Genomic DNA, 17,658 nt, shown 5'->3' on the forward strand with positions numbered 1-17,658 from the left:
CGGCAGGAGAAGTGGCCGGTCGAGGTGATGGTGGAGGGTCGGCTGCTGCCGCCCTACCAGGCGGCCGCGGTCACCGCCGCGCACCAGATCTGGGCGGCGGCGTAGGCGCTGTCCTGCAAGTCCGGCACGCGCTATCCGCGCCCGCGCGGCCTCTGGCCGCACGGGCGGAAAGCCCAAGTACAACCCGGTACGTGCGGCTTCCCGCCCGCACGCCCAGAGACCACGCGGATCACGAATCCCGCGCACCAGACTTACCGGACAGCGCCTAACCGCTCAGCGGTTGGTCTCGCGCCTGCGCTCGGCGCGGGCCTTGAGCATCTCGATGATGATCGGGATGACCGAGATCAGCACGATCAGGACCAGCATGGCTTCGAGGTTCTTGTGGATGAACTCGATCTTGCCGAGCACCGCGCCGAGCAGTGTGACGCCGTTGACCCACAGGACCGCGCCGACGGCCGAGTAGGTGAAGAACTTCTTGCGGTCCATCTGGCCAACGCCCGCGATGGCCGTGATGAACGTGCGCACGATCGGCACGAACCGGGCGAGCACGATGGCGCGCGGGCCGTACTTCTCGAAGAAGGCGTGTGTCTTGTCGACGTGCTCCCGCTTGAACAGCCTGGAGTCGGGCTTGTCGAACAGCGCCGGGCCGACCTTGGCGCCGATGAAGTAGCCCACCACGTTGCCGACGAACGCGCACACCGTCAGCAGCACCAGGACCAGCCACAGCGGCGCGCTGAGCTTGTCCAGCGTGGCGAACAGGCCCGCGGTGAACAGCAGCGAGTCGCCGGGCAGGAAGAAGCCGAGCAGCAGGCCGCACTCCGCGAAGATGATCAGGCAGAGGATCGGCAGCAGCGAGGGGCCCAGGCTGTCGAGGATGACCTCGGGGTCCAGCCAGCTGGGCAGCAAGGCCATGGTCACGGGGTGGTCGGCGCGCACGCGGTCAAGGTACAGGGGCCACCTGTGGCGATCCTGTGCCGGGTTTGCGGGTGACCGTCCGTCATGTCGGCTGTCGAGAGACCGGGTCAGACCAGCAGCGTCAGGAACCCGACCAGGCAGCCTGCGGCCAGGCCGAGCAGCAGCGCCAGCCCCAGGACCCACCACGCTCGCGGCGGCAGGTCCTGGTCGGTGGGGGTCGTCGTCCCCGGCACGGCGTGTCCCCCGGAACCCGTGACGCCCTCGACCTCGACGGTGACACTCGGTGGTCGTGGCGGTTCGGACAGTGGCGTCCGGGCGGCCTGCGCGCGGAGGGCGTCGGCGAGCAGGCGCTCCGGATCGGCCGCGGTCATGCCGCGACGTTAACCCACCCAGTTGCCTCTTCGCATGACCGAGTCGACCTGCAGGTCGCCGTCCAACAGCACCAGGTCCGCCGCCAACCCCTTGGCCAGCTTGCCGGTGGTGTCCGCCAGGCCGAGCAGCGCGGCAGGCCTGCTTGAGGTGGCCGCCACCGCCTCCTGCACGGACAGGCCGCAGCCCTGCACCAGGTTGCGGAAGGCCACGTCCATGGTGAGCGTGCTGCCCGCCAGCGCGGAGCTGCCGCCGACCAGGGTGGGCACGCCGCCGCGCACCTCGACCTCAAGGCCGCCGATGTCGTAGCTGCCGTCGCCCGCGCCAGCGGCCGCGATGGCGTCGGTGACCAGCACGGTCCGGCCGAGACCGGCGTGCCGGGCGGCCAGCCGCACCACGGTGGGGTGCAGGTGCACCAGGTCACAGATCAGCTCGACGGTGACCCGCTCGTCGTCGAGCAGCGCGCCGATCGGGCCGGGCTCGCGGTGGTGCAGCGGGCGCATGCCGTTGAACAGGTGGGTGGCCACCGTGGCGCCCGCGTCGACCGCGGGCAGCACCTGGTCCGCCAGCGCGTCGGTGTGCCCGACCGCGGCGATGGACCCGCCGTCGACCAGCTGGCGCACGGCCTCGACCGAGCCCTCCAGCTCCGGGGCGAGGGTGACCATGCGGACCGCGCCCTTGCCCGCGCGTAGCAGCGTGCCGACCGAGTCGCGGTCGGGGGCGCGCAGGATCGCCGGGTCGTGCGCGCCGCAGCGGGCGGCCGAGAGGAACGGGCCCTCCAGGTGCACGCCCGCGAGCAGGCCCTCCTCGACCAGCTCACGCAGCGCGGAGATCTGGTCGACCAGCTCGGGCACCGGCCGGGAGACCAGGCTGGCCAGCAGCGTGGTGGTGCCGCGACGCGCGTGCGTGTTGAACGCGACGCGGGCGCGGGCGGGGTCGGTGGTCATGAACGGCTCGCCACCGCCGCCGTGGCAGTGGATGTCGATGAAACCGGGGACCACCCAGTGGCCCCGAGCGTCCACCGTCTCGTCGGCGCGCGGACGCTCACCCGTGCCGACGGCGGCGATGTAGCCGTCCTCGACGAGCAGCCAGCCGTCGTCGACCACGCCGTCCGCGGTGACGAGTTTGCCCCCTGTGATGAGCCGTCCTGCCATGTGCTGGTCCTCCGAGCGTCTGTGCACGCGACAGTGCACAGTGGCAGTGTATTGGTCTATACCGCAATGGTCTAAACCAACTTCGCCCAGTAGGAGTACCCCTACGGCGTGTTCATGATCTTCTGCAGCGCCTCAAGGGCCCGGCTCGCGGTGGATTTGACCGTTCCCTTGGAGATCCCGGCCGCCTCGGCGATCTCCGCCTCGGTGAGGTTGCCGTAGTAGCGCAGCACCAACACCTCGCGTTGGCGCGGCGGCAGCTGCGACAGCGCGCGCACCACGCTCTGGTGTTCCGCGGTCAGCATGGCCAAGCTCTCCGCCGAGCGCGCGTTGACCGCGTGCGGTGGCGTGTACTCGCGCGCGGTCTTGCGCCTGCGCAGCACGCTCCGCGAGCCGTTCACCACCGCCGTCCGCAGGTAGCCCAGGGCGGCGGCCGCGTCGCGCAGCCCGCCCCAGTTCCGGTGCAGACCGGTGAAGGCCTCCTGCACCACGTCCTCCGCCGTCGCGGGCTCGTCGACCAGCAGCAGCGCCAGCCGGATCAACCGCATCCGGTGCGTGCGGTACAGGTCTTCGAGGGTCAGCGGCGCCTCCGGCCGCGCGGGCGGCGCGCTCTTGGTGTCGATCGCCCGCAACCGGGTCAACGTCTGCTCGACGGTGCGCTCCGCCGCGCCCGGGGCGCCACCCGGCGCCGCCGTGTACTCACCTGGGTTGATGCCATCCCCTGCCACAGGCGAACCTTACCGGGCTGCCATCCCCGGGCATACCGCAACGACCGGCAGGTGACCACCCTGGGATCATCTGCCGCATGACCTGGTTCACCGTGGACACCCGCTACACCGCCGACGCCGACCTGCTCCAGCGGGTGCGGCCCGCGCACCGCGACTACCTGCGCCCGATGGTCGACTCCGGACAGGTGCTGGCGGCAGGCCCGTGGGCCGACGGGGCGGGCGGGTTCGTGATCATCAAGGCGGCCGACCGGGCCGAGCTGGACGGGATCCTGGCCGTCGACCCGTACACCACTGAGGCGGTGGCGGCGGAGCGCGTCATTCGCGAGTGGACGATCGTGATGGGCGCGGGCGCCGAGTAGTCCGAGCGTCGAACTACCCCCGGGGTTCGCTCATCGCCGCCGCACCGCCCGCGCCGACCGGGCGTGAGGACGCGGCGGCGCCCCGGGCGGCGATATCGGCCAGCGCGGCCCGGTCCGCCTTGGCGATCAGGTTGCCGCGCACCCGCCCGCCGATCTCGACGACCGGCGGCAGGAACGCGCGCACCAGTTTGAGCAGACCGACCCAGCCGGGCACGTGCACGGCCCGGTCGCGTCGGAGTACTCCGCGCTCCAAGGCGTCCAGGGCCAGCGGCACCGGGTGGGTCCTGCCGATCGGACCGGGCATGGCGGTGCGCAGCGGTCCGAACACCGGGTGCTCGTCCGCGCCGCCGACCATGTCCGTGGCGATCCAGGACGGGTGCGCCACGCCGACCCGCACACCCAGGTGTCGGATCTCCGCGCGCAGGCAGTTCGCGAACGCCTCCGCGCCCGCCTTGGCCGCGGCGTAGGCGGCCATCGCAGGCGCGTGCGTGATCGCGGCCAGCGAGGAGACCACCAGCACGTAGCCGCGGCGGTCGATCACGTGCGGGAGGGTCACCCGGACGGTCCGCCAGACGCCGAGCAGGTCGACCTCCAGGGTCCGCTCGAAGGCGGCCGGGTCGACGGACCGGATGAAACCGGCGGCGGCGATGCCCGCGTTGGCCACCACGACGTCGATCCCGCCGAACCGCTCGACCACGCCCGCGGTGGCCCGCTCCAGCGCGGCCCAGTCGGTGACGTCGGCCTCGAACACGGCCGCGTCCGGCCCGCACTCGGCGGCCACCCTGGCCAGCTCGGCGGGCTCCAGCCCGACCAGGGCCACCTTGGCGCCCCGGTAGGCCAGCCGCCTGGCCAGGCCCGCACCGAGCCCGCGGGCGGCGCCGGTGATCAGCACGACCTGTCCACGCACATCCCGCTCGCGGGCCAGCAGGTTCGTCACGCCCATGGGTGCCTCCCGGTGCCGTCCGTCCCCAACCTACCGAGAGTAAGCTACCGCGAGTAACACATAAAAGGAATGCCGGTCCGACGCACGTCGGACCGGCATCCGGGCTGCTCGGAGCGGGTTTCTAGAGATCGGACGCGGCGGTCAACGCGGCCACCTCGTCGGCGGTCATGGCCAGTGTGGCGGCGGGCAGCAGGTCGGCCAGCTGCTCCGGCGTGCGCGCGCTGGCGAGCGGGGCCACCACGTTCGGCCGGGTGGTCAGCCAGGCCAGCGAGACGGTGGCGACGGTGGTCGAGTGCGCGGCCGCGACCTCGTCCAGCACCGCCAGCACCCGGCGGCCCCGGTCGTCCAGGTACTTGGCCGCGCCGCCCGCGCGGGGGCTGTCACCCGGCCCGGTCCCGTCCCGGTACTTGCCGGTCAGGAAGCCCATCGCCAGCGCGAAGTAGGGCAGCACGCCCAGGTTCTCCCGCTCGGCCAGCTCGGCGTACTCGGTCTCGTACTTGGCCCGCTCGACCAGGTTGTAGTGCGGCTGCAACGCCACATACCGGGCCAGCCCCTCGCGGTCGGCGAACGCCAGCGAGTCGGCGATCCGGGTGGGCGAGAGGTTCGAGGCCGCCACGTAGCGGACCTTGCCCTCGCGCACGAGCTCGTCGAACGCGGCCACGGTCTCCTCGACCGGGACGTCGAGATCATGGTCGAAATGCGCGTAGTACAGGTCGATGTAGTCGGTGCCGAGCCGCTTGAGCGAGTCCTCGGCGGCGGTCCGGATCGTGGCCGCGGACAGGTCGGCGAGGCCGGTCTTGGACCCCACCTTGGTCGCCACCACGATCCGGTCGCGGTTGCCCCGCGCGGCCAGCCACTCGCCGATGATCGTCTCGGACTCGCCGCCCGAGTTGCCCTCGACCCACTGCGAGTAGCCGTCCGCGGTGTCCAGGAAGTTCCCGCCCGCCGCCGCGTACGCGTCCAGCACGGCGAACGAGGCGGCCCGGTCCGCGGTCCAGCCGAACACGTTGCCGCCGAGGTTCAGCGGGTACACGTCGAGGTCGGTACTGCCGATGGTCGTCATGCGACGAACCTAGTGGGCCGTGGTTCGACTCAGTACGAAATAACCGGGCAGTGCGCACAACCGGGCCGCCCGGTCACACCGGGTGGCGGGCGGACGTCACGCGACCACGTCGACGCCGTGCCAGAAGGCCACGTGGCCGCGGATCTCGGCCGCCTCCGGCTTGGGGTTCGGGTAGAACCACACGGCGTCGGCGTTGTCCTCGCCCGCGACGTGCAGGGTGTAGTAGCTCGCCGTGCCCTTCCAGGGACATTCGGTAGTGGTCTCGGACGGGCGCAGGAACTGTTGGTGCACCGATTCGATGGGAAAGTAGTGGTTGCCCTCGACGACGACGGTGTCGTCGCTCTCCGCGATGATCTCGCCATTCCAGGTAGCGGTCGCCATACCCCCAGTCTGCCCAACACGCTGCCGCCCCGCTGCTCGTAGGATGCGCCAGAACGGCGCAGGCCACCCCGAGGAGGAGCACCGATGCCCATCGCCACACCCGAGGTCTACGCGGAGATGCTGGACCGGGCCAAGGCGAACGAGTTCGCTTACCCCGCCATCAACGTGACCTCGTCGGAGACCCTGAACGCCGCGCTGCGCGGGTTCGCCGAAGCCGAGAGCGACGGCATCATCCAGGTCTCCACCGGCGGCGCCGAGTTCGCCTCCGGCACCAAGGTCAAGGACATGGTCACCGGGGCGGTGGGGCTGGCCGAGTTCGCGCACGTCGTGGCGGCCAAGTACCCGGTGAACGTGGCGCTGCACACCGACCACTGCCCGAAGGACAAGCTGGACGGCTTCGTCCGGCCGCTGATCGCGATCAGCCAGGAGCGGGTGAACTCGGGCGCCAACCCGCTGTTCCAGTCGCACATGTGGGACGGCTCGGCCGTGCCGATGGACGAGAACCTGCAGATCGCCGCCGACCTGCTGGCCAAGGCCGCGGCCGCGCGGATCGTGCTGGAGATCGAGGTCGGCGTGGTCGGCGGCGAGGAGGACGGCGTCGCCAACGAGATCAACGACAAGCTGTACACCTCGGCCGAGGACTACCTGAAGACCGTGGACGTGCTGGGCACCGGGGAGAAGGGCCGCTACCTGCTGGCCGCGACCTTCGGCAACGTGCACGGCGTGTACAAGCCGGGCAACGTCAAGCTGCGCCCGGAGATCCTCAAGCAGGGCCAGGACGTGGTGGCGCAGAAGCTCGGCCTCGCCGACGGCGCGAAGCCGTTCGACCTGGTCTTCCACGGCGGGTCCGGCTCGCTGCTTGAGGAGATCCACGAGGCGGTGTCCTACGGCGTGATCAAGATGAACATCGACACGGACACCCAGTACGCCTTCACCCGGCCGATCGTCGCGCACATGTTCGCCAACTACGACGGTGTGCTGAAGATCGACGGCGAGGTGGGCAACAAGAAGGTCTACGACCCGCGCAGCTACCTGAAGGCGGCGGAGCAGGCCATGGCCACCCGCATCACCCAGGCGTGCGAGCACCTGAAGTCGGCGGGCCGCATGATCGCGGGCTGATGATCCGGTATTCGGGCGGCCCTCTCACCTACCCGGTGAGAGGGCCGTTTTCGGTTCAGCGCACGGAGAACCGGCGCTGTACCGGGCGGGCGGCGAACCAGATGGCCGCGACGCCGACCAGCGCGATCGGGGCCGACCACCAGGCGGTGGGCGGGGCGGCGAGCATGCGGTCCTGTAGGTAGAGCGCGGCATAGCCGATCGCCACCGCGGCAGCTGCGGTAGCGAGGAGCTCCGGGATGGACGACAGCTTCGCGCGGCGGACCAGGTCGATGGCGAGGCCGACGAACAGCAGGTAGAACGGCACGGCCGAGGGCGGGAAATCGGCCGCCACCAGCAGCGGCCAGACCACCGCGCGGTAGGCGACGTAGGCGCCCGCGATCATCGTGGCCGCCCACGGGTGCTTCACCGTCTTGGCCGCGAGGACCAGGACCAGCGCGCCGACCCCGATGCCCCACAACGGATACACCCACGGCGGGATCGGCAGCGCGAAGTGCTCGATGGCGGCGTAGTCGACCGGTCGGCCGATCTGGTTCGCGGCGAACTCCAGCAACTCCCGTTCGGCGTAACAACTGTCCGGGGTCAGCACGCCGTTCGGCAGGCAGGACCGCATCTCCAACGCGCCGTACTCCTGTTGCCCGTTGGGGAAAACGGTGTTCTCCAGGAAGAACACCCACAGCGCGCCGAGCATGACCGTCCACCCGCGACCGCGCGGCCCGGCGGCGTACCAGCCGTCGATCAGCCCGGCGATCATCAGCGCGGTGCCCGCGTAGAGCAGGGCGTGCGAGGGGCTCCACGCGGTCAGGTCCAGACCGTTGACCCGGTGGTTGATCACGTCCAGCGGCGCGGCGATCAGGAACACGGCCAGCCCGGACTGCAGCAGCCGCAGCGACCGGCGGGTCGCGGCCATCCCGGTGAAGGTGTGGATCGCCACCAGCACGATCGCGATCCCGGTGCCCACGGTGTTGATCAGGTGCGGCGGGGCGAGATCGTCGCGCAGGAACTTGAAGTGCCACGACTCGTCCCAGGACGAGCCGAGCAGCTTGAACACCAGGGCCAGCACCCAGGTGCGGTAGGCGAACCGCCACACCCACTCCGGGGTCTCGGTGCCCGCCGCGCCCCGGACCCAGTGCTCCCGGAAGAACGTGCGGAACTGGTTGACCGGGCCCCTGACCTCGACCGTCGCCTCACTCACGCGGGCCATCATCCCTGCCGTGCCGGGGTGACCGGAAGGCCGGGTAGATCCGGCCTACGCGTCGGTAACCGGATGGTCACCCGAGGGTGCGGACCGCCGCGTGCGGCAGGATGGCGGCATGACCGGAAACCTGCTCGGCCCCGACCCGACCCTGCTGCCCGACCGCGCCGAACCGCAGGCCGCGCTGGCCGACGGCACCGACCCGGCCGAGGTCGCCCGCCGGTGGCCGGACTTCAGCGAGGCCTGGGCCGCGCTCGCCGAACGCGCCCTGACCGCGGGTGACCCGATCGCCGCCTACGCCTACGCGCGCACCGGCTACCACCGCGGGCTCGACCAGCTGCGCCGCTCCGGCTGGAAGGGCTTCGGCCCGGTCCCCTGGTCGCACCGCCCCAACCAGGGCTTCCTGCGCGCGCTGGCCGCGCTCGCCCAGGCCGCCAGGACCATCGACGACACCGAGGAGTACGAGCGCTGCTCGACCTTCCTCGCCGAGTCCGACCCGGCCGCACCCACCGCGCTCGGCCTGGTCTGATCCCCGCTGCCGCGGGGGACGCTGCCTCACGGGCAGGGCTGCTCGTACGGGTTCTGCGGCGGGGGCGACGATCCCGACGGCGCCGTCGCCCCAGGTCGTGGTAGGTGCGTTCGCGAACGGGCGAGGCTCCGCCCGTGGTGACGGACGGAGCCTAACCGGCGTCGATCTTGAAACTCGGGTTGTGCCCGACTAGCAGTTGCTGTCCTGCGGCATCGGGGTGTTCGGGTCGAAGTAGCTCTTGCCCGACCGGTCCCGATCGCCGTCCGAGAACCGCGCGGGCTCGGCGTAGGCGGGGGCGAGCTCGCCGCGGGCCATCGCCGCGCAGGAGATCGAGTAGTTGTAGCCGCTGCCATCGCCCGCGACCATGCCCTGGTCGGCGGGTTCCCACTTGTCGCCCAGGTAGTGCAGGTACGCCACCTCCGACCGGGAGACGGCGACGATCTCCATCGGGTCGTGCGCGTCGCCCGGGTCGGGGATGGCGAAGGCGTAGGCGACCACGTAGTTGGTGTGCACCGCCAGCGCACCCGACTCCTGGTCGACCTCGGCCCACATCTTCCCGTTGACCTTCGGGTCGACCGGGAGCAGCGGGTACTGCTGGTCGATGCGGGCCACGATCACCGCGGTCTTGCGCGGGTCCTTGGCCTCGTCGCGCAGGGCGGCCTGGGAGCCGGGGCTCATCAGGCGCACGTACTTCTCGAAGTCGTGCTTCTCGATCACGTCGCGGTCCAGGTACGCGGTGACCAGCGCGGTGCGGGTGTGCTCATACGCCGCCGCCACCTGCTCGGCGGTGTAGGCGCCGACCGGCTCGGCGGCGGGGGCCACGATCCCGGCGGCGCCGTCGCTCCAGGCGTCGGCTGGCGTGTTCGCGAACGGCCGGGCGACGTCGATCGAGGCCTGTGGCTGGAGACCGGCGATCCCGACCTCGTTCTGGTGGTCGCGTGAGTACAGGTAGATCGACAGACCTGCGACCCCGGCCGCGAGCAGCGCGGACAGCACCTTGACCCGCATCCCCCGCGGCGCCCCCGGCTCCCGGCGGGACTTCGGCTTCCGGCCGCGCGGACCGCCATCCCGGCGGTGGTCGCGCAGCGCCTGCCGGGTGGCCTCGGCCTGCCAGCCGCGGTCGGCCAGGTCGGGATGGTTGGACAGATCCGACGGATCGGTTGGTTCGAGCGACACGCCCACTCCCCAGTGGTGAAACGGGCGCGGCTCCGCCCGCAGAGCAAAACGGGCGGAGCCTAGCCGCAACACCGGCCATTACCTAACCGTGATTCACCGGGGAGATCGGGTCAGCAGCGATCCAACATGGACGACAGCGCCGCCTTCTCCGAAGAGTTGACCGACAGGCTGTAGGTGTACTTCACGTGCGTCCACATCCGGGCGTAGGTGCACCAGTAGCCGGTCAGCGGCGGCTTCCAGCTCTCCGGGCTCTTGTCGCCCTTGGCCTGGTTGACGTTGTCGGTCACCGCGATCAGCTGCGGGTGGCTCAGGTCGTTGGCGAACGCCTGCCGCTGGGCGGTGGTCCATGAGGACGCGCCGGAGCGCCATGCGGCGGCCAGCGGGACGACGTGGTCGATGTCCACATCGGATGCGGCGGACCAGGTGGCGCCGTCGTACGGGCTGTACCAGGAGCCCGAGGTGGCCGCGCAGGACGAGTTCGTGGCCACGCCGGTGCCGTCCCGCTTGAGCACGGTCTCGCGGGTGTCGCAGGCGCCCGAGATGGTGATCCAGTGCGGGAACTTGTCCCGGGAGTAGCCGGTCATCGAGCCGTCCGCGCGGACGGTCAGGCCGGACAGCTCGGATCGGGCGGTCGTCGCGCTCGGGATGCCGGGCGGGGTCGCGTCGGCCGCGGTGGCCAGGCCGAGGGTCGCGACGACGGACAGGACTAACGCGCCGAGGGCGCGTGTCTTGCGGGACATGTCCTTCTCCTGTGGGAAAGTTTCACCAATGGGCGGCGGACGTGGTGCGTTGTTCACCGTGGTGGCCGAACGTGGCGTCCGCCTCACCGTAGGGTGACGAGTCGATAACGGCCAGTGAAAAGGTCCGCCTCAGACCGGGCACCCCGGACGGTTCGCCTGCTCCGGGTCCGGCCAGTACCCGAAAGCGGGCTGGGTCGGGCTCTTCACCGCCGCCGAGCAGCCCCGGGCGCGGATCGACGCGTCCGAGTAACCGACCCCGGTCTTCAACCCGGATAGGCTGCGCAGCTGCACCACCGGCTCGTCGAAGTAGACGGTCGCGCGGCCCTTCGGCTGCACGCAGGACGCGGGCACGAACGTCCACACGCCGTAGTCGGTACCTGTCCTGGGCGCGCTGACCAGCGCCACCGAGCCGTCCTGGGTCACGTACCGGAAGGACACCTTGTTCAGGTCAAGACCGGACACGCGTTGTGCCGCGTCGACCACGTCCGGTGCGTTGTCCCGTCGCGTGTAGTTCAGCGACGGTGTGCAGTCCGCGCCAGCGGCGAGCCTGACGCCGGTGCCGAAGGTGATCCGCCGCCAGCCGGTGTGCTCGTCCACGGTCGCCTTGCGCAGCGAGTGGAACGGGGCGTTGATCGCGCCCACCCAGTCGCGCCAGCGGTCGCCGTCGGTGCCGCAGCGCTCGGGCACGCCGTCGAGGCCGCCTGCCTTCGCCGCGTTGCGCAGGTTGCCGCGCAGGACCCAGCCCACCGGCGTCGCCATCGCGTGCGCGGTCGAGACCTTGATGCGCGCCCACTGGCCGCAGTACGCGGTCACCTCCACCCGGTCGTCCTTGACCGCGTTCGCCAGCACGAGCCTGCCCGGGTACTCCCGCACGGTCGCGCGGTCGGACGAGATCGTGTCGGTCCGCGCGGACGCCGCCGTCGCGCTCGGCACGGCCACCACCGCGCCCACGCCGACCGCGAGCACGGCCGCCATCGCCCACTTGCGCACAACAAACCTCCGGTGTCGTCGATGCGTGATCACCGGTAGTAGCGCGCGAAACACCCGTCCGACGACACCGTTGTTGCCCATCCGGTCAACGGCAGTGCACGGGCTGTCACACCAAGCCGCGGGCCACGCGCAGATCCTCGGTGTGACGGTACCAGGTCCACTTCGCCGCGTCCTTGACCTCGCCGTCGCGCACCAGCCGGGTCCGGATACAGCCGATCTGGAACGCCCGCCCCGCCTCGGTCGTGATCCGCTTGCCCAGCAGGCCACCGCGCACCACGCGGACCACCAGACCCGCGCCGCCGTCCGGGTCCGGGGTGACCTCGATCCGCTTCGCCCGCCCGCGCAACACGGTCGTGTCATCGCAGTAGGCCACGCCCTGCGGCTGGTCGACCACGCCGAGCCCGACCAGCACCCCGCCCGCGTCGTCGCGGATGAGCGGGAACGGGTCGACCTCGCCGCGCAGCGCGGTCTCCGCCAGCCGCTCCCGGTCGGCGGGCAGCCCCCACAGCGCGGGCACGGCCGAGGCCCGCGGTTCCACCGGCACGTAACCGATCGGCGTGTCGGCCAGCCGATCGAGGCGCATCAGGCGCAGCACCACCGCGGCCAGGTCGGCGTCCCCGCCCAGCACCACCACCCGACGCCCGTCGGCCGCCTTGAGCAGCGGGTCCAGCTCCGCGCGGCCGGGCGTCGCTGGCAGCTCTCGCCAGTCCAGCCCGTCACGCTCGGTGAGCGTTGCCGGGCGGCCGGTGGCGGCCGCGTTTCCGCAGGCCAGCACGAGTGCGCTCACTGCTGTCTCCTGGTCTAGTCTCAGTCACCGGCATTCGCCCGAGCCAGCCCGGGTACGGGTGTCCACAGGTTTCTCCACTGCCAACACCTGGAGTTTCACATGCCGGCAATCGTGCTGATCGGCGCCCAGTGGGGCGACGAGGGCAAGGGAAAGGCGACCGACCTGCTCGGCGACCGCGTCCAGTGGGTCGTGCGGTACCAGGGCGGGAACAACGCCGGGCACACGGTCGTGCTCCCCGACGGCCAGAACTTCGCGCTGCACCTGATCCCCTCCGGCATCCTCACCCCCGGCGTGACCAATGTCATCGGCAACGGCGTCGTGGTCGACCCCGGCGTGCTGCTCACCGAGCTGGCGGGCCTTGAGCAGCGCGGGGTGGCCACCGACCGGCTGCTGATCTCCGCCGACGCGCACCTGATCATGCCCTACCACGTGGCCATCGATAAGGTCACCGAGCGCTACCTGGGCAAGGCCAAGATCGGCACCACCGGCCGCGGCATCGGCCCGGCCTACCAGGACAAGGTGGCCAGGGTCGGGGTGCGGGTGCAGGACCTGCTGGACGAGAAGATCCTGCGGCAGAAGGTCGAGGCCGCCCTGGACATCAAGAACCAGATGCTGGTCAAGATCTACAACCGGAAGGCGCTGGACGCCAACGCGGTGGTGGACGAGGTACTGACGGCGGCGGAGAAGTTCGGGCACCGCATCGCCGACACCCGGCTGCTGCTCAACCAGGCCCTGGAGCGCGGCGAGACCGTGCTGCTGGAGGGCTCGCAGGGCACCCTGCTGGACGTCGACCACGGCACATACCCGTTCGTCACCTCGTCCAACCCCACCTCGGGCGGCGCCAGCGCGGGCTCCGGCATCGGCCCCACCCGGATCACCACGGTGATCGGCATCCTGAAGGCCTACACCACCCGGGTCGGCTCCGGCCCGTTCCCCACCGAGCTGTCCGACGAGATGGGCGAGCGGCTGCGCAAGATCGGCGGCGAGATCGGCGTCACCACCAAGCGGCTGCGCCGCACCGGCTGGTTCGACGCGGTCATCGCCCGCTACGCGGCCAGGGTCAACGGCATCACCGACTACTTCCTGACCAAGCTGGATGTGCTGTCCGGCCTGGACCGGGTGCCGGTGTGCGTGGCCTACGAGGTCGACGGCACACGCGTGGACGACATGCCGATGACGCAGACGGACGTGCACCACGCGGTGCCGGTGTACGAGGAGCTGCCGGGCTGGTGGGAGGACATCAGCCACTGCCGCACGTTCGACGAGCTGCCCGTCAACGCGCGCGCCTATGTGGAACGGCTGGAAGAGCTGTCGGGGGCCAGGGTGTCCGCGATCGGGGTCGGCCCCGGCCGCGACCAGACCATCGTCCGCCACCCGATGGCGTGATCCTCGGGGGCCGGGTCGCACTGGGGCGACCCGGCCCGTTCGGATCCGTTGGGCTCTGTTCGGTCAGGACGCGGCGACGCGTAGACCCGGTGCGGTCGCCGGACGTCGTCCCGCGATGAGGCCGCGCCGGGCGAGTTCCGGGTAGACGCCCTCGCCGAACCAGTAGGCCTCCTCCAGGTGCGGGTAGCCGGAGAGCACGAACTCGGTGATGCCGACCGAGTGGTACTCCTCGATCAGGTCCGCCACTTCGGCATGACTGCCCACCAACGCCGTACCGGCGCCGCCGCGCACGAGCCCGACACCCGCCCACAGTCCCGGATGGATCTCCAAGCCACGCACCCCTCGGTCCAGCGCGCCCTCGTGCAACGCCAGCATCCGTTGCTGCCCCACCGATTGGCTGGCCGACAGCTGTTTCTGGGCCGCCTCGACATTGGCCGGGTCCAGGGACGACAGCAGCCGTTCCGCCTCGGCCCACGCCGCCGCCGACGTGTCGCGGGAGATCGTGTGCAGGCGGACGCCGAACCGGAGCGTCCGGCCCTCCTCGGCGGCGAGCGCCCGCACCCTGGCGATCTTCTCGGCGACCTGGGCGGGCGGCTCGCCCCAGGTCAGGTACACATCCGTGCGCTTGGCCGCGACCGGGAGGGCGGCGTCCGACGAGCCGCCGAAATAGACGGTCGGCAGCGGGTCCGGCGGCGCCAGCACGGTCGCGCCGACGACGTTGTAGTGCGCGCCGGTGAAGTCGAACGGCTGCCCCGACCAGGCGCCGCGCACGATGGCCAGGAACTCGTCGGTGCGAGCGTAGCGCTGGTCGTGGTCGAGGAAGTCGCCGAAACGGTGCTGCTCCACCGCGTCGCCGCCGGTGACGACGTTCAGCAGCAGCCTGCCCCGGGAGATCCGCTGGTAGGTGGCGGCCATCTGGGCGGCCAGGGTCGGCGAGACGGCGCCGGGGCGGAACGCGACCAGGAACTTCAGGGTCGTGGTGTCCCGGATCAGCGCGGCGGTGGTCAGCCAGGCGTCCTCGCAGAACGTGCCGGTGGGGGTGAGCACGCCGGTGAAGCCGAGCTGTTCGGCGGCGCGGGCCACCTGGGCCAGGTAGTCGATGTCGGGGGCGCGGCGGGCGGAGTACTCGGCGCGGTTGGCGTGGAAGCGTTCCACGATGGTGCGGCCGTCGCCGGAGGTGGGCAGGAACCAGTGCAGGGTCAGGGTCATCGCTGCGCTCCGGAGTCGGCCACGGCCTTGACGTCCGCGGCGAATCGCCGGTCCACGAAGTCGGCGACGGTGAACTTGGTGGGCAGGACCTTGGCGGCCACGAACGCGTCGGCCAGCCGCTGCTCGTCCGCGATGACGGCGTCGGTCAGGTCGATCGGGTGATCCAGACCGCGGTGCACGGCCGCCAACGCCACCTGCGGGTCGAGGCCGGTCTCCTTGGCCCACGCGGCGGCGCGTTCGTCGGGGTGGGCGCGGGAGTAGTTGAGGGCCTTGGCGTAGCGGACGACGTAGTCGCGCAGCGCGGTGTTCTTGCCCGCGTCGTCGAGCGCCGCGCGACCCGCGACGAGGAAGCCGTAGCCGTTGGTCAGCGCGCCTGCCCCGGCCTCGGTGCCCGCCGTGCCGCCGCCGGGGGTGCCGGTGCCGTCGATCAGGATCCGCGCCTTGGCGTCCCGTAGGGCCTGCGAGGTGTACGGGTCCCAGATCGCCCAGGCGTCGATCTGCTTCTGGGTGAACGCGGCGAACGCCTCCGAGGGTTGCAGGAAGCTCAGCTTGACGTCCGAGACCTGGAGTTTCGCGGCGAGCAGGGTGTTGAGCACGACGCCGTGCGCGGAACTGCCCTTGGCCACGCCGATCGTCTTGCCGCGCAGGTCTTCGATCGTGCGCAGCGGAGAGTCCGCGGGGACCAGGATCGTGTCGCTGGAGACGTCGCCCTGCTGTCCGGACACCACGGCGATCTTCGCGTTCGCCGCGGCGGCGAACAACGGCGGCGTGTTGCCGACGACGCCGACGTCGATCGCGCCCGCGGAGGCGGCCTCCAGCAGCGGCGGGCCGGAGGTGAAGGTCGCCCATTCGATCTGATAGGGCAGATCCTTGAGCAGGCCCGCCGCTTCCAGCAGGGACTTCTGGCCGCCCTTCTGGTCGCCGACCTTCAAGGTCACCTTGGCCAGGTCGGCCGTGCCGACGGCGTCGGGCACCGGGGCGGACTTGGCGGGCGCGGTGGTGCCGCAGGCCGCGAGCACGAGGGCGGCCAAGGGGATGAGCAGGTTACGCGGTCGCACGGTCGGTCACTCCCAGATCGCCCAGCACCCGGGCGCGGACATCGATGTGGTCGGACAGCTGCCTCGGTCGGGCATGGGTGAGCCGGTACTCGGCGGCAATGTGCCCCTCGTCGAGCACCAGTACGCGGTCGGCGAGCAGCAGCGCCTCGTCCACGTCGTGGGTCACCAGCAGCACCGAGGGTCGGTGCCGCTGCCACAGGTCCTCCACCAGCCGGTGCATGGCCAACCGGGTCAACGCGTCCAACGCGCCGAACGGCTCGTCGAGCAACAGCAGGTCCGGCTCCCGCACCAGCGCGCGGGCCAGCGAGACCCGCTGCGCCTCGCCGCCGGACAGGGTGCGTGGCCAGGCGTCGGCGTGGTCGGCAAGCCGCACCTCGGACAGTGCCTTGACCGCGACATCGCGGCCCGCTGTGTTCGTGTCCCCGACGTGCTTGTTCCCGACGTTCTTGCCACCGGCGGGATGCAGGCCGAGCACTACGTTGCGCCAGACCCGCCGCCACGGCAGCAGCCGGGGCTGCTGGAACGCCACCGACACCTGGCCGTCCACAGTGGCCTCGCCGGTGACATCGGTGTCCAACCCCGCCAACACCTTCAACAGCGTCGACTTGCCCGACCCGCTGCGCCCCAGCAGCGCCACGAACTCGCCGGGGGCGATCTCCAGGTCCAGCCCGCGCAACACCGCACGCTCGCCGAACCGCTTCGTCAGCCCGCGCACGGACACGGTCACGCCCGCCATCGCAACGCCCTCCGCTCGACCAGGCGCACGATCGCGTCGGTGGCCAGGCCGAGGGCGGCGTAGACCACCAGGCCGACCACGATCACGTCGGTGCGCAGGAACTCCCGGGCGTTGTTGATCAGGTAGCCGAGCCCGCTGCTCGCGTTCACCTGCTCCCCGACGATCAACGACAACCACGCCACCCCGAGCGACTGCCGCAACCCCACCAGCGTGTTCGGCAACGCCGACGGCAACACAACGTGCACCAGGCGCTCGGTCCGGGTGTAGCCAAGCGCCACGGTCGCCTCGACCAGGTGGCTGTCCACGCCCCGGATCCCGGAATGCACGTTGAGGTAGAGCGGGAACGCCACCCCCAGCGCGACCAGGGCGATCTTCGGCTCCTCGCCGATGCCGAACCAGAGGATGAACAGCGGGATCAACCCGAGGAACGGCAACGTCCGCAACATCTGCACCGGCGGATCGACCAGATAGTCTCCCCACCGCGACAACCCGGCCACCACACCGAGCCCGAGCCCGATCGCCGCCCCGACGACGAACCCGACCCCGACCCGCGTGGTCGACACGACGAACGCGTCGCCCAGCTCGCCGGTGCTCGCCAGCTGGACACCGGTCTGCAACACGGTCCACGGCGAACTCAACTTGTCCGGCGGCAACAACCCGCTCTCGCAGGCGAGCTGCCACAACACCACTATCGCAAGTGGACTAATCCACCGCCGCAAATCCGGCAGGCGGCTGGACTTTCTTCGTTCGGGCGGGGATTCGGTTTGCTCGACAACGTCGGCGCGTGCGGGTGCGCCCAGGGTGGAAACGGACACAGGGGTCTCCTG

General features: G+C 71.1%; 20 protein-coding genes. 4 read left to right on the plus strand and 16 right to left on the minus strand.

Annotated elements, in window-relative coordinates; genetic code table 11:
• Positions 1-273: 273 nt before the first annotated feature.
• From C503_RS0133745 to C503_RS0133760, 4 genes are all read right to left on the minus strand, one after another.
• Complete coding sequence (locus tag C503_RS0133745) at positions 274-936, minus strand: VTT domain-containing protein (protein WP_018686643.1); 663 nt, start codon at positions 934-936, stop codon at positions 274-276.
• 86 nt (positions 937-1,022) lie between these two features.
• Positions 1,023-1,286, minus strand: a complete 264-nt coding sequence (locus tag C503_RS0133750; protein WP_018686644.1) for a hypothetical protein — start codon at positions 1,284-1,286, stop codon at positions 1,023-1,025.
• Positions 1,287-1,295: 9 nt separating this feature from the next.
• Entirely contained in the window at positions 1,296-2,438 is a 1,143-nt protein-coding gene (gene nagA, locus C503_RS0133755; RefSeq protein WP_018686645.1) for an N-acetylglucosamine-6-phosphate deacetylase, read from the minus strand.
• A 101-nt stretch (positions 2,439-2,539) separates the two neighbouring features.
• On the minus strand, positions 2,540-3,163 hold the full coding sequence (locus C503_RS0133760) for a SigE family RNA polymerase sigma factor (protein ID WP_018686646.1): 624 nt from the start codon (positions 3,161-3,163) through the stop codon (positions 2,540-2,542).
• Positions 3,164-3,240: 77 nt separating this feature from the next.
• On the opposite strand from C503_RS0133760, the gene C503_RS0133765 reads away from it, so the two are divergent.
• Entirely contained in the window at positions 3,241-3,522 is a 282-nt protein-coding gene (locus C503_RS0133765) for a YciI family protein (RefSeq protein ID WP_018686647.1), read from the plus strand.
• A 13-nt stretch (positions 3,523-3,535) separates the two neighbouring features.
• Here C503_RS0133765 and C503_RS0133770 read toward each other — a convergent pair whose 3' ends face one another.
• The 3 genes from C503_RS0133770 to C503_RS0133780 all read right to left on the minus strand — a co-directional run bounded on the left by C503_RS0133770 (position 3,536) and on the right by C503_RS0133780 (position 5,909).
• Positions 3,536-4,465 carry a short-chain dehydrogenase/reductase gene (locus tag C503_RS0133770; protein WP_018686648.1) on the minus strand — a complete coding sequence of 310 codons (930 nt, stop codon included), beginning with the start codon at positions 4,463-4,465 and terminating at the stop codon, positions 3,536-3,538.
• Positions 4,466-4,586: 121 nt separating this feature from the next.
• Positions 4,587-5,528 carry an aldo/keto reductase gene (locus tag C503_RS0133775; RefSeq protein WP_018686649.1) on the minus strand — a complete coding sequence of 314 codons (942 nt, stop codon included), beginning with the start codon at positions 5,526-5,528 and terminating at the stop codon, positions 4,587-4,589.
• Between the two features lie 96 nt (positions 5,529-5,624).
• Positions 5,625-5,909 (minus strand): DUF427 domain-containing protein, encoded by a 285-nt coding sequence (locus C503_RS0133780; RefSeq protein WP_018686650.1) that lies wholly within the window; start codon positions 5,907-5,909, stop codon positions 5,625-5,627.
• 84 nt (positions 5,910-5,993) lie between these two features.
• Between C503_RS0133780 and fbaA the strand changes: the two genes are divergently transcribed.
• On the plus strand, positions 5,994-7,028 hold the full coding sequence (gene fbaA / locus C503_RS0133785) for a class II fructose-bisphosphate aldolase (protein ID WP_018686651.1): 1,035 nt from the start codon (positions 5,994-5,996) through the stop codon (positions 7,026-7,028).
• Between the two features lie 55 nt (positions 7,029-7,083).
• Here fbaA and C503_RS0133790 read toward each other — a convergent pair whose 3' ends face one another.
• Positions 7,084-8,229, minus strand: coding sequence for a hypothetical protein (locus C503_RS0133790; RefSeq protein WP_018686652.1), 1,146 nt, complete (start codon positions 8,227-8,229; stop codon positions 7,084-7,086).
• Between the two features lie 109 nt (positions 8,230-8,338).
• On the opposite strand from C503_RS0133790, the gene C503_RS0133795 reads away from it, so the two are divergent.
• On the plus strand, positions 8,339-8,749 hold the full coding sequence (locus C503_RS0133795) for a DUF3151 domain-containing protein (RefSeq protein WP_018686653.1): 411 nt from the start codon (positions 8,339-8,341) through the stop codon (positions 8,747-8,749).
• Between the two features lie 189 nt (positions 8,750-8,938).
• On the opposite strand, the gene C503_RS0133800 is transcribed toward C503_RS0133795, so the two are convergent.
• From C503_RS0133800 to C503_RS0133815, 4 genes are all read right to left on the minus strand, one after another.
• Complete coding sequence (locus C503_RS0133800; RefSeq protein WP_156893697.1) at positions 8,939-9,925, minus strand: hypothetical protein; 987 nt, start codon at positions 9,923-9,925, stop codon at positions 8,939-8,941.
• A 110-nt stretch (positions 9,926-10,035) separates the two neighbouring features.
• Positions 10,036-10,665 carry an HNH endonuclease family protein gene (locus tag C503_RS0133805; protein WP_018686654.1) on the minus strand — a complete coding sequence of 210 codons (630 nt, stop codon included), beginning with the start codon at positions 10,663-10,665 and terminating at the stop codon, positions 10,036-10,038.
• A 129-nt stretch (positions 10,666-10,794) separates the two neighbouring features.
• On the minus strand, positions 10,795-11,655 hold the full coding sequence (locus C503_RS0133810; protein ID WP_018686655.1) for a hypothetical protein: 861 nt from the start codon (positions 11,653-11,655) through the stop codon (positions 10,795-10,797).
• 106 nt (positions 11,656-11,761) lie between these two features.
• Complete coding sequence (locus tag C503_RS0133815) at positions 11,762-12,442, minus strand: hypothetical protein (RefSeq protein ID WP_018686656.1); 681 nt, start codon at positions 12,440-12,442, stop codon at positions 11,762-11,764.
• A 99-nt stretch (positions 12,443-12,541) separates the two neighbouring features.
• On the opposite strand from C503_RS0133815, the gene C503_RS0133820 reads away from it, so the two are divergent.
• The gene (locus C503_RS0133820) at positions 12,542-13,828 is read left to right on the plus strand and encodes an adenylosuccinate synthase (RefSeq protein ID WP_018686657.1); all 1,287 of its coding nucleotides are present in this window, start codon (positions 12,542-12,544) and stop codon (positions 13,826-13,828) included.
• A 63-nt stretch (positions 13,829-13,891) separates the two neighbouring features.
• On the opposite strand, the gene C503_RS0133825 is transcribed toward C503_RS0133820, so the two are convergent.
• The 4 genes from C503_RS0133825 to C503_RS0133840 are packed head-to-tail and all read right to left on the minus strand — an operon-like array spanning position 13,892 to position 17,646.
• A complete protein-coding gene (locus tag C503_RS0133825) occupies positions 13,892-15,037 on the minus strand; it encodes an LLM class flavin-dependent oxidoreductase (RefSeq protein WP_018686658.1) in 1,146 nt (381 codons plus the stop codon).
• Positions 15,034-16,095 carry an ABC transporter substrate-binding protein gene (locus C503_RS0133830; RefSeq protein WP_018686659.1) on the minus strand — a complete coding sequence of 354 codons (1,062 nt, stop codon included), beginning with the start codon at positions 16,093-16,095 and terminating at the stop codon, positions 15,034-15,036. The genes C503_RS0133825 and C503_RS0133830 overlap by 4 nt, the downstream gene beginning before the upstream one ends.
• Positions 16,082-16,831, minus strand: a complete 750-nt coding sequence (locus C503_RS0133835) for an ABC transporter ATP-binding protein (protein WP_018686660.1) — start codon at positions 16,829-16,831, stop codon at positions 16,082-16,084. The genes C503_RS0133830 and C503_RS0133835 overlap by 14 nt, the downstream gene beginning before the upstream one ends.
• Positions 16,819-17,646: an ABC transporter permease gene (locus C503_RS0133840; RefSeq protein ID WP_026316974.1), complete on the minus strand. Its 828-nt coding sequence runs from the start codon at positions 17,644-17,646 to the stop codon at positions 16,819-16,821. The genes C503_RS0133835 and C503_RS0133840 overlap by 13 nt, the downstream gene beginning before the upstream one ends.
• Positions 17,647-17,658 lie beyond the last annotated feature (12 nt).

The organism is Actinokineospora enzanensis DSM 44649 (genome assembly GCF_000374445.1).
Lineage (GTDB): Bacteria > Actinomycetota > Actinomycetes > Mycobacteriales > Pseudonocardiaceae > Actinokineospora > Actinokineospora enzanensis.